Here is an 11,252-nt window from a genome sequence, read left to right as displayed (position 1 = left end):
CAAATCACTCTCCCTTTGCAATTCTATCAGAGATTATTACTTCTGAGGTTTCATTCATTTCTAAAATATGTATTGTACTAGCAAGACTGTTCAACAATTCTGCAGATTGTTGGTATTCTTTATCTGTTAGCATTATTATTATCTGTTTTTCTTCCGATATTTTTGCAAACATTTCTATTAATTTGTCATATGTATCTCCTGAAATATTAGCTAAAGGTCTGTCTATAATTATTGGAGCATTTACACCTGCAGCTTTATGCATTGCAAGGGCAAATGATAACGTCAATACTGATCTTTCACCACCTGATAGACGGTTTAAAATCATGTTTTCATAACTGTCAAAGATATTCAATGAAAAACTTTCTGTGATTTCCACTTTTTTTATTAGATCTCTTTTCCACATTAATTTACTCAAATATTCTTCCACGTAGCTAGTGATTTCGTCTCTTATTTCTTTTTTTCTGTTGAGCATAGTTTTTATTATTATTTGTTCTATCTTCCTAACAAAGTCTATTTTTTTATTGATGTTTGAAGAGTCCTGAATTGCGAGCTCAGAAATTTTCATTTCTGTCTCTTTTTCTTTTTCTGATAGTATTTCAATTTTACTGTCTAATTGTCCTATTCTTTGATTAAGTTGTTGTATTTGACTTTCAAGTTCATTTCTTCTGCGGTATAATTTGCCTAATTCTTCGGAAGCGGTCTGAGATATATTGGCTTCGGCAGTGTATAGTTCCTGCTCGGTTTCTTCAATTTTAGGCAGTGTGTCACTCAATTGATTATTTAAGTTTCTTCTTTTAATTTCCAAATCTTTTATACTTTTTATTAATTCCATATATTCTTTCTTAGTAATGACGAATTCTTTATTCGAAGAAAAATACTTTAAATGGTTTCTGTGTAATTCATCTAATTCTTTTCCACAAACTGGGCATTTATTTTCACTTAGAGCGTTTTCTATTACATTTGAAGGTAAATAGTTGTAATTAAAGTCGATTTCAAAATTTTCTTGGTAAACTTTTTCTACTGCCAACCAACCGAACATCAATGTTGATAATTCTAAAACAGTTTGAACTTTTTCTTTTAGAATATTTTTTCTTGTACTATTTAGATCGTTTAACCTTTTTTGTAAAAGTTCTATTTGTTTTTTTATGTTTTCATATTCTTTCAGTTTTTCTAGTTGTAAATCTACGTCTTGTAATTCTTTTTTTGTTGCTTCAAGATCTCCTCGAGTTTTTTCAAGTAATTTTTCTGATTCCTTCTTTTCTACTTTTATTCTGTTTAGGTTTTTCTCTAATTCTTCTTTTTGAGTTTCACTTTTTTCATTTACTCTGATCATTTTTATGTATCTGTTCTCAACTTTTTCAAGGAATTCCTTGAAGTTTTCTAAAGTATCAAGTCCTGACATTTTCTTAATTACTTTCGTAATTTTTTCACTCTGTACGTTATCGAAATAGTTGTCCAATCTTTCACCATTAAAGAAAAAATGATCCCTAAGGTCTTCAGGCATTAAAATTTCGACTTCCTTTTTTGCATCTAATTCTTTTCTCACAAGTTCGTTGTTTTTGCCAAATATTAAATAAACCTCATTTAATGAAGTAGCTTTTCTATCACTAACTTTAAATTTAGAATATCGATTTATAAAGTATTCGTTTTTATCTGTATCTTTTAAGTTTAAAACCACTCTTACGGTATGTGTTCCATCTTTGTCCAAGCAACTGTTGCTTAAGACGTTGGGATCGGTTGGTTTGGCTATATTTCCAAAAAGTTCTTTTCCGTACAAACACCAATTTATAGCTTCAAGTAAGTTGCTTTTACCAACTCCCATTTTGGCAACAATAACGTGGAAGTCTTTATTATCCTGGGGAAATTTTGAAAAATCGATTTCAAAGTCTCTGTATTGTTTGAAATTGTACAATTTAATTTTTTCCAGCCTCAAAATTATCACCACCTTTTTAGTTGGTAGTATGAGTATTTTTATTTATTTTCGAAAAAGTTGTCTATGAGGTTTATTGATTTGTCTATGAATTTATTTTCTTCGTTTCCAGAAATGTTCATATATTCGGAAAAGATTTCCCAAATTAGTAAGAAAACATCTTTTCCTTCTTCACCAAATTCTGATATAGTTTCTTTTTCCAAACTATCATATAGCTTGCTAGTTGAGTATTTGAGCATTTTTACCACCTCTTTCTTTTTTATAATTTATTTATTTCATCCATTACTTCTTTATAGTTTAAAGCACACTTTGCAATGATCTTTACTCTTTCTCTTTCTGCTCTAAATAAATTGCTCTCTAAATTTAATATTGAATCTTCAACATATGCTGGTTTTGTTATAATATCGTAAACGTAGGAATATCCTTTATTATCTGAAATCCTTAAGACCCTACCAATTCTTTGAATAAATTCCCTTGGATTTGTGCTACTTGACATTATGACTGCTATTTTTGATTCAGGAACATCTACACCTTCATCGAGTATTTTCATTGCAACAAGTGCTTGAATATATCCTTCTCCAAAATCTTTTAATATTTCAATTCTTTCTTTATTTGACAATTCTTGTGTAAATTTTACGGCGTATATCTTTTTTGATTTTAAGATTTCTAATGTTTGGTTTATTAATTTATCATCTGTAAAGATGATTGTGTTACTAACTTCTCCATGTTTGCTTTCAATATCCTGAATTATTTTTTCTAGTACTTTTAATTTGTTTCTCGCAGATTTTATAATCTTGCTCCTTCTTATAAGAAGTGTTTTGATTTCTTCATTTTTCTCAATTTCTTCAAAAATATTGTCGAAAGAATTTCCCAGCAATTTTAATATCTTATTAGTAAGTTCGTTATATCTTTTTGTCTCTTCGTTAGTTAGTAAACATAAATAGGGGTAATAGTAATAGGGATTTAGGAAAGATGTGTAAGTTAAAGGGTTAATACTATATATAGCATCACAAAGAGAAAATTCGTAAACAATTTCTCCAAAGTATTCTTTCAAGAAAATATTGCCGAATTCATCGTACATTCTCTTCGGAGTGGCACTTAAACCTAGTCTGTAATCAAAGATCTTTGAGAGATTTTCGCGTCTTTTTAGAGATCCAATGCTGTGTACTTCATCGGCTACTATCAATGTTTGAATGTCTGGTTTTAAATCTAATATGATTTCGTTCATTTTGTCGCTTACTAACGTATCATGAGTGGAAATAACTAGTAAGTTTTTAATTTGTCCCAGCAAAAGTTTTCGCACATATCTTTTAAGGTCACTATACCATCTATTATTCTCCGAAAAGCATTTTACTACAAAATTTATGTTTAAACCGTAGGTTCTTATGGATTTATACCATTGTTCGATTAGGTGTGAATATGGGACTGATATAACAATAAAGTTTTTTTCATTTTCTCTGATAACTCTATCAATGGCTCCGATAGCAGTGTAAGTTTTGCCAGTCCCTGTTGCCATTGATATAATGCCTCTGTAGTTATTAGATCCCCAACTATCAATTGCGTCAATTTGGTGTTTAAAAAGCTGTATTTTTTTAGTTTTATTATCTGAGTTTTTATACCATTTTTCAAGTGAATTAATGTCGAAATCTTTTGGAACAATTTGTATTAATTTTTCTCTAATTGCTTGGGGGATATCAATTACTTCCAAATTAGTGGCTTCATTATTCCAATATTTTTCAAATTTCTTTAAATCTTCTAAAGCGTACTCTTTTTCAACTTCAACCCAACTTCTAAATACTTTAAACTCTTCTATATTCTTCTGCCATCCTGAGAGTGTTTCATTTACTGAACCACTGAAAGACATAATATTTCCGTCATTATCTATGAATATACCTATTTTTTGATGGAATAGACCGGAAGATGCAATTTCATCAAAGCTCATTATAGTTCCTTCAGGTTTGTAGATAATAGCAATTTTAATATCAAGTTTGTTATTTGCTATCATCCATCCTAATGCGAATAGATGGTCTTTAGTGAATTCATCTTCTAAAGTCTCGGTACTTTTGTCGAGGATATGGCTAATGTACTTATAAGGTTCTTCTTTGGCAGTTATAATTGTTTTTACGTCTTCTGACGTTAATTTTGGTGAAGCGATTAACTTCATCTGACCTTCATTCTTTATTAATCCTAAAATACCTCTTGCAGCAATAGCTAGGGACTCAGAAGTAAAAAATCCGGAAATTCGAAAGTAATTAACGGATTTTTTTAAGACAGGAATGTAAAAGTCATTTAAAATATCATCAACTTCCGACGAATATGTTCTTTTCAAATATAACTCTTTAAAGCTCATATTCGATATTTCCCCTTTTTATCTTTACTACAATCTAATTTCCCCCACTAAACATAATTATAGCACATTATTTCTATTTTATTACAATAAATTAAAAGGACAATAATCAATCTATTTTACAGCTTTCAAGAATTTTGTTATTCAAAGTATTTAGAAATCAAGGAATAATGTTCATCAGAATATTTCTGAAATTATCAAACCTGGAGTGATGGGGTCATAAATGGTTCAAATGTAGGTAATGAGAAATAGGTAGGCTTTATTTATAAGCCAAATGAACCAAATTTTATTGGAGAGTGATTCAAATTGTTACCTTTGGTTTATATGAAGGAGATGAGTAAATAAAAGAATGAATGAAGCTTTATACGTTCGAAAAGGAATAAGTAATTGAGCATTTTCAAAACAGAAATTTTATTTTTCCACCTCTCTGAACAAAGGAAGGTTTTCGTAAGATATTTGGGATTGTTCAGGAGAGTCTTTTAGATAGTATCTATTACCAGCACTATCTTTTTCTGTCTCAATATTTGGAATACTTTTTATCAGGTGTGTAAGTTTTTGGGAAGAGATTTCTATTCCTTTCTTTTTTAGCTCTTCTCTTATTTGGGAAGCTTTCAATTTTCTATCTCTTAGTATGTCTATTATATGTTCTTCAATGCTTTTTTCTTTTTCTAGTATTTCGCCAATTATGTTTACAGCCTTTAATCCTTTGTTTATCAATTCTAGGTTTGCGGTATCTTCTGTGTCTTCTGGCTGTCTAACAAAAATGTTTTCTGTTTTATTTTTTATAGCTACTGTGCTGTTCCAAATTTCGTCTTCGTGTTTTATGTCTGCGATGTATATTTCATCTCCGAAGGCGAATTTGATTTTTTCAGTTTCTATTGTTTTATTATTATCCCATTTGGAATTTGGTGTGTATATGCTTAATATTAGTATGTTTCCATCTGTGTAGTATTCGTAGTATTCGTTTGGAATTTGGAATAAGAGTATTCCTTGGGATAGGAGTATGATAGCTCTGCCACCATTGTTTATTGTGCTTTCTATAATTGCTTTATCAATAGTTTTTTCATATCCACTCACTACTACTTGACCGTTTTTTGCGGCCTTTTTTGTTATATTTTTGGCGAATTCGATGGATATTTCATTTGCGTTTTTACTTCCAACGATGGATATGTGCTTTTCATTTAGTAAATCCGTGTTGCCCTTACAAAATAGCATGGGAGGAAGTTCGTCTATACTTAGATTTTCTTTTAGCTTTTTGGGATACTCTTCATCTAGTACGGTGATTAAATAAATTCCTTTAGAAGTTATGTCTTCCAAGAGAAAGCTTGAATTTCCAAGATTGTCCTTTGCTTTTAATACTTCTTGTATATCTTCTTTTGAGAATGAAAATAATTCCTGAAATTTACTTTCATCAAATTTTAGTACTTTGCTTATACTTATATTGTTTTCAGAAGCAAAGTTTATGATTTTATTTATTTTTTCTTTTGTTAGATTAGTTCGGATTAAAGATAATACACAGGTAGCTTCGTTATTCATATTTTAGTCCCCTTTGATTCGAATTTTTTAGTTTTTTAAGATAAATATTAATAATCATATCTACGATCTGTGAATAATAGAGTAGAACTTTTTTAACAGTTGTCTTTCTTGCTGTGATATATTCGCGCTTATAAATCTATTGGTATCATTATCACAGGCGCCGCATTTTCTTGTAGTATGGTTACCTAAATAGTTGCAGAGATAATTCATTCTACATTTTCTGCTATAAACAAAATCTTTAAAATCGTACAATTTTTTTTAATTTATATCTCTTTATCTCCTCGATTTTGGCATAGTTGATTTCTTTAAAGTTTGGATTGTATTCGTAGTATGTTTTTCCATCTAAATTGTTTTTAAATATAGCTCTTTGGTCTTGCAAATCTACTAATATGTTATTAACTTCTCTTTTGCGCAATTTGGTTTCATTCACTAATTCATCGAAAGTGGCTCTCTTTCTTTTCAAAGAAATTAAAACTAATTCATATTTATATCTTTCTGGTTTGCTTTGATCAATAAAGTATTCTTGTATTTCTATATCTTTTTCATCGTACAACAATATTATATCAGATGGTTTATTATCTCTACCTGCCCTTCCTATTTCTTGGTAATAGTGTATCAAGGATCCAGGAAATTCTGTATGAATGATGAATCTTATGTCTTTTTTGTCTATTCCCATTCCTAAAGCGTTTGTCGCGACTACACATTTATATTTGTTTTCGAAAAATTCTTTCTCTATGGTTTTTCTATCTTTACTTTTAATTTCTGAATGGTAATATATAGCGTTAATGTTGTTGAATCTTAACCATCTAGAGTATTTTTCCGCTCTTCCTCTTGAAGCGGTGTAAACAATTCCACTACCGTTGTTATTTTCTTTAAGGTATCGCAGTAAAAAAGCTAGTTTTTCTTCTTCACCATTTACTTCTATAACTCTAATTCTTAAATTTTCTCTAAATAGATCATTTCTCACTATTTCTATATCTTCTCCAATATACGATTGCATCTGTTCTTTAATATCTTCTGCGATGAAATCGTCGGCTGTTGCTGTTACAGCTAATACAGGTATGCTTTTTGGCACAGCTCTTATTATTTCTCTAATTTTTCTATAATCTGGTCTGAAGTCATGACCCCATACAGATATGCAATGTGCTTCGTCAACTACGACGAATGATATTTTCAAGTTGGGTAAGTATTTTTTCCATGTTTCATTGTCAATTCTTTCTGGGGCTATGTACAGTATTTTGTATTTTCCATTGACAGCGTCTTCTAATATTTTCTTATTTATTTTCCTATTTTCTTCATTATCATCTGAATGATTGCTGTTTATACTTGCTGCGGGTATACCTTTTTTCCTTAAGAACTTTACTTGATCTCTCATGAGCGCTATTAGTGGAGAGAACACTAATGTGATACCATCAAATACTGTTGCAGGGAATTGATAACATAAAGATTTTCCGAAGCCTGTTCTTGCTATTAGTAATATCTTTTCACCATTTAGTATCCTTTGAATTATCTCCCATTGATTTTCCTTAAAATTATTAAATCCAAATTTGTTTCTTAGATGTTCCAAGGCTTCTTTCTTATCCATAGTCACCATCCTTTGCTTAATAGTTATTGTAGCTTCCAAATGTTAATTCAGATGATTCATATACTTCAGAGGTATTATTAAATCTTTTATTCCGAATAGATTTTTTAAAAATTACTAAATCTAAAATTTTCCAAATAATGAGGTTTATTATAACCTCAACTGCTTCTTTTGCATTTTTTGATCTTTCAAGAGCCAATCTTACATAATCCATTCCTATCAAAGATTCTTCTTTTGAGATTAACTTGGTAAATACCGCTTCATTACCTATTACAACTCCGTATTCGTTAACCCCCATTTCTGCTCCCCAAATCCAAGATGGTTTAAATAACATACATGAGTATGTTTCAGGCACTTGTTCTATTTCTATATAAGTGCATTTTACCTTTTTCTCCGTATGTTTTTTTCTTTTAACAAATATTCCCACATGAGGTTCGTCAGGTTCCCTATCGCTATTTTTAGCGAAAATTACAGAATTATCAGCTGTTGCGCTGCGTAATGCAACCATTGTATCGCACATAAAAATACCTCCATTGTTTTGATATATTGATTTAATTATATTATACGACAATTGTAGTAATATATTGCAAATTTTCTGGAATATTTTCAATAGAAAAAACTGCACCTTGCTGTTTTGGTTTGTTAATTTGACTTGTTAAACACAAATATATTTTAAAATTTGGGGTTGAAAGTTTATTTGGCTTAAAAAGTTCATTTAAATATTGCTCAAATACTATTTAATATTTATTTTATTTGATTCCATATTGAGTTTGTGATATAATCACCTGGGAAAATAAAATTTTGAAAGGAGTGAGTCTATGGCGAATATTTTTAACAAGTTAGTGCCTTACCGTTCTCCTCTTGAGTTGTTTATCGAACACACAATTTTGTGTGTGGAAGCTGCGGGTGTTATGAAAGAAGCCATAAAGGTTTATTTGAACGGTGGTAATATAGAAGGATTTTCGAAAAAGATTGATGAGTTTGAAGATAAAGCTGATGGAATTAAGATTAAAGTTAGAGAGATATACTCGAAGCTTAAATGGACTTATTTTAATAAGTCTGATTTTCTCGATATTCTTCATAATACCGACTCAATAATTGATATAACTGATGATGTACTTAAAATGCTTACTATGAATAAGGTTGAAAATATACCTGAAGATGTGGCAAAAGATATTTTGCAATTATCGGATCTCGTTTCCGAAAGTGTTATTCACATGAGCGAAATTGCTAAAGAACTAAGATTAATCGTTGAATCAGCGTTTTCTCCTAAGGAGGTAAAGGAAGGAGACGAAAGGGTGAGTGTCGTAGAAAAAGAGGAGCATTCGAGTGATATACTTGGTTTGGAGATTGGTAAGAAGTTGTTCTCTAAAAAGTACGAGATGAATGCTGTTGATATAATGTTCCTCAACAGTATTATTATATTGCTTATGAGAATTGAAGATAGAGCGAAGAATGTTGTTGAGAGAATTAGAATGATTACACACCAATAAAGGAGGATTAGGATATGATAACGCTATTTGCAATTTTGATAGGTATGTTTATGGCGTTTGCGATTGGTGCAAATGATGTAGCTAACGGTATGGCTACAGCCGTTGGTGCAAAGGCCATAACTCCAAAGCAAGCAGCACTGTTGGCTTCCTTTTTAGAATTTTTGGGAGCTGTTATGTTTGGAGCTGCCGTTACTAAGACAATAGCCAGTGGTATCGTATCTATTGAGCATATCCAAAATCCAAATTATGTTATTTACGGTGCGATTTCTGCTTTACTTGCGGCTGGAATTTGGGTAATGTTTGCGACTGTTTATGGAATGCCTGTTTCTACAACTCACTCTATTATAGGTGGAATGATTGGATTTGGTTTGGTGAGTGGTGGTTTTAAGGTTGTTTACTGGTCTAAATTGCTGAAAATCGTTCTTTCTTGGGTTATATCTCCTGTTGTTGGCGGTATTTTAGCATATCTTGTTTTCAAAATACTTACAGTTACAATCTTACACAGACCCAACCCACTTACCGCCGCTAAGAAAGTTGCTCCTGTTATGATTGGTTTTACGTTCTTCCTTATTTCCTTCCTTTTTACATTCAAAACGTTGAAAAAAACATATGCATATTCCGCGATAGTTGGACTTGTTTTAGGATTCATTGCGTGGCTTGTTTCTTATTTTCTTGTTGTTAGGTATGTAAAGAGAAATAGCAACGATTACGACGCAGTTGAATCAATATTTAAAAATGTTCAAGTACTTACTTCTGCTTACGTTTGTTTTTCACACGGTGCGAATGATGTTGCAAATGCAGTAGGTCCAATAGCGCTCATATTTATGATCCAACAAACCGGAGCGGCAAATTTTTCAAGCGTTGAGATGCCAAAGTATATATTGTTCATTGGAGGACTCGGAATTGCTCTTGGAGTTTTACTGTACGGGTACAAAGTTATGCAAACGATAGGTCATGATATAACCGAGCTTAATAATACAAGGGGATTTTCAATAGACTTTGGTACAGCCACAACGGTGCTTCTTTCATCTATATTTGGTTTTCCAATAAGTACAACTCATACGGTAGTTGGTGCGGTTACTGGTGTTGGTTTGGCAAGAGGTATAGAAGTAGTTAATACGGGAGTGCTTAAAGAAATAGTTGTATCTTGGCTTATAACCATTCCATTCTCCGCGGGTGTGAGCGCGATATTATATCTTGCGTTGACAACGTTCTTTTAATGAATTTTTAGTCAACATAGCGATAAAGAAGTAAACGTAGGTTGTAAAAATGCAACCTACGTTTTTTTTACAATGTCGTTTATTTTAATTGTGGTATAATTTTATTAGAATAGTCTAAATTATTAGGAGGAGAGTTAATATGACCGTACTTTTTCTGACCAAATTAATTGATTATTTTAAATTGAAAATTGAAGAGTTGAAATCTGAATTTCCAAACGATGATTTCGCTATTCCAGCAGATAGAATGGAAGCTGAGCAGTTTATTCCGATAGCTGATGTAATTGTAACTGGTGGATTAAGTGAAAGTCAGTTGAATAAAGCTGAGCGTTTGAAATATATAATTGTTCCATGGGCCGGAGTTAATGGCTTACCTATAGAAGCAATTAAAAAGAGAAATATTGTTGTTTCAAATAACCATGGGAATGGAAAGATTGTTGCAGAACGCGCTGTTGCACTTGCTTTAGCTGTTATGGGAAGGGTCGTGGAGTACCATAACGATTTGTCAAAGGGTATATGGCATGGATACGAAGCAGGCTCAAAGAAGGAAGATTTTTGGTATTCAATCCAAGGGAAAAAGGTTTCAATTCTTGGGTTGGGAACCATTGGAAGGAGTATAGCTAAATTGCTTTCTGGATTTGATTGCGAAATAATGGGGTACAAAAGGAGTATCGAATCTGTAGATTATGTTCAACACATTACCACAGATATCGATGAAGCTATAAGGTTTGGCGAAGTTATCTTTGTTGCTTTGCCACTTACGAAATCAACTTATGGAATTATAGATAAAGAACGATTGTATTCAATGCGTGGTAAATTTCTTATAAACGTTGGGAGAGGTCAACTGATTGATGAAGAAGGACTTTATTTTGCACTGAAAGAAAATATTTTAGCCGGCGCAGGTATAGATACGTGGTATCTTTATCCAAATGTTGATCATGCTGTTCAATTACCTTCTAAATATCCAATTCATACTCTTAGAAATGTTGTCATTTCTCCACACGTTGGTGGATTTACAATAGAAGGGCAGACTGGCAGGATAGACGAAACGATAGAAAATCTGAGGTTAATTCTCTCGGGAAAAGCTCCGAAAAATATCGTTGATTTGGATTTAGAATATTGATGTGAACGTGAAAGGAGCACTTTC

10 protein-coding genes are annotated in these 11,252 nt (G+C 31.6%); 3 read left to right on the top strand and 7 right to left on the bottom strand.

Features of this window, described 5'->3' with window-relative positions; all coding sequences use genetic code 11:
• Positions 1 to 4 precede the first annotated feature (4 nt).
• The 7 genes from FNOD_RS02575 to FNOD_RS02550 all read right to left on the bottom strand — a co-directional run bounded on the left by FNOD_RS02575 (position 5) and on the right by FNOD_RS02550 (position 7,915).
• Complete coding sequence (locus FNOD_RS02575) at positions 5 to 1,942, bottom strand: ATP-binding protein (protein ID WP_420794723.1); 1,938 nt, start codon at positions 1,940 to 1,942, stop codon at positions 5 to 7.
• 29 nt (positions 1,943 to 1,971) lie between these two features.
• Positions 1,972 to 2,169: a hypothetical protein gene (locus FNOD_RS02570; RefSeq protein WP_041256821.1), complete on the bottom strand. Its 198-nt coding sequence runs from the start codon at positions 2,167 to 2,169 to the stop codon at positions 1,972 to 1,974.
• A 20-nt stretch (positions 2,170 to 2,189) separates the two neighbouring features.
• Positions 2,190 to 4,094, bottom strand: a complete 1,905-nt coding sequence (locus FNOD_RS02565) for a DEAD/DEAH box helicase family protein (RefSeq protein WP_238374605.1) — start codon at positions 4,092 to 4,094, stop codon at positions 2,190 to 2,192.
• A 594-nt stretch (positions 4,095 to 4,688) separates the two neighbouring features.
• A complete protein-coding gene (locus tag FNOD_RS02560) occupies positions 4,689 to 5,813 on the bottom strand; it encodes a DNA-processing protein DprA (RefSeq protein WP_011993680.1) in 1,125 nt (374 codons plus the stop codon).
• 60 nt (positions 5,814 to 5,873) lie between these two features.
• Positions 5,874 to 6,023 carry a hypothetical protein gene (locus FNOD_RS09975; RefSeq protein ID WP_420794722.1) on the bottom strand — a complete coding sequence of 50 codons (150 nt, stop codon included), beginning with the start codon at positions 6,021 to 6,023 and terminating at the stop codon, positions 5,874 to 5,876.
• Between the two features lie 28 nt (positions 6,024 to 6,051).
• Complete coding sequence (locus FNOD_RS02555) at positions 6,052 to 7,398, bottom strand: RecQ family ATP-dependent DNA helicase (RefSeq protein ID WP_011993679.1); 1,347 nt, start codon at positions 7,396 to 7,398, stop codon at positions 6,052 to 6,054.
• A 16-nt stretch (positions 7,399 to 7,414) separates the two neighbouring features.
• Complete coding sequence (locus tag FNOD_RS02550; protein ID WP_011993678.1) at positions 7,415 to 7,915, bottom strand: carcinine hydrolase/isopenicillin-N N-acyltransferase family protein; 501 nt, start codon at positions 7,913 to 7,915, stop codon at positions 7,415 to 7,417.
• Positions 7,916 to 8,213: 298 nt separating this feature from the next.
• On the opposite strand from FNOD_RS02550, the gene FNOD_RS02545 reads away from it, so the two are divergent.
• The 3 genes from FNOD_RS02545 to FNOD_RS02535 all read left to right on the top strand — a co-directional run bounded on the left by FNOD_RS02545 (position 8,214) and on the right by FNOD_RS02535 (position 11,228).
• Positions 8,214 to 8,888, top strand: a complete 675-nt coding sequence (locus FNOD_RS02545) for a DUF47 domain-containing protein (protein WP_011993677.1) — start codon at positions 8,214 to 8,216, stop codon at positions 8,886 to 8,888.
• Between the two features lie 14 nt (positions 8,889 to 8,902).
• A complete protein-coding gene (locus tag FNOD_RS02540; RefSeq protein ID WP_011993676.1) occupies positions 8,903 to 10,108 on the top strand; it encodes an inorganic phosphate transporter in 1,206 nt (401 codons plus the stop codon).
• Between the two features lie 139 nt (positions 10,109 to 10,247).
• On the top strand, positions 10,248 to 11,228 hold the full coding sequence (locus FNOD_RS02535) for a 2-hydroxyacid dehydrogenase (RefSeq protein ID WP_011993675.1): 981 nt from the start codon (positions 10,248 to 10,250) through the stop codon (positions 11,226 to 11,228).
• Positions 11,229 to 11,252: the final 24 nt, after the last annotated feature.

It is taken from the genome of Fervidobacterium nodosum Rt17-B1 (assembly GCF_000017545.1).
GTDB lineage: Bacteria > Thermotogota > Thermotogae > Thermotogales > Fervidobacteriaceae > Fervidobacterium > Fervidobacterium nodosum.
Note: the sequence above shows the minus strand (reverse complement) of the source record. Positions and strands in the feature narration are given on the sequence as shown.

What these genes read in the sequence shown, in the direction of transcription:
- FNOD_RS02555 (WP_011993679.1), bottom strand. Translation starts at nt 7,398, where the DNA reads ATGGATAAGAAAGAAGCCTTGGAACATCTAAGAAACAAATTTGGATTT.
- FNOD_RS02540 (WP_011993676.1), top strand. Translation starts at nt 8,903, where the DNA reads ATGATAACGCTATTTGCAATTTTGATAGGTATGTTTATGGCGTTTGCG.
- FNOD_RS02565 (WP_238374605.1), bottom strand. Translation starts at nt 4,094, where the DNA reads ATGAAGTTAATCGCTTCACCAAAATTAACGTCAGAAGACGTAAAAACA.
- FNOD_RS09975 (WP_420794722.1), bottom strand. Translation starts at nt 6,023, where the DNA reads ATGAATTATCTCTGCAACTATTTAGGTAACCATACTACAAGAAAATGC.
- FNOD_RS02545 (WP_011993677.1), top strand. Translation starts at nt 8,214, where the DNA reads ATGGCGAATATTTTTAACAAGTTAGTGCCTTACCGTTCTCCTCTTGAG.
- FNOD_RS02560 (WP_011993680.1), bottom strand. Translation starts at nt 5,813, where the DNA reads ATGAATAACGAAGCTACCTGTGTATTATCTTTAATCCGAACTAATCTA.
- FNOD_RS02550 (WP_011993678.1), bottom strand. Translation starts at nt 7,915, where the DNA reads ATGTGCGATACAATGGTTGCATTACGCAGCGCAACAGCTGATAATTCT.
- FNOD_RS02570 (WP_041256821.1), bottom strand. Translation starts at nt 2,169, where the DNA reads ATGCTCAAATACTCAACTAGCAAGCTATATGATAGTTTGGAAAAAGAA.
- FNOD_RS02535 (WP_011993675.1), top strand. Translation starts at nt 10,248, where the DNA reads ATGACCGTACTTTTTCTGACCAAATTAATTGATTATTTTAAATTGAAA.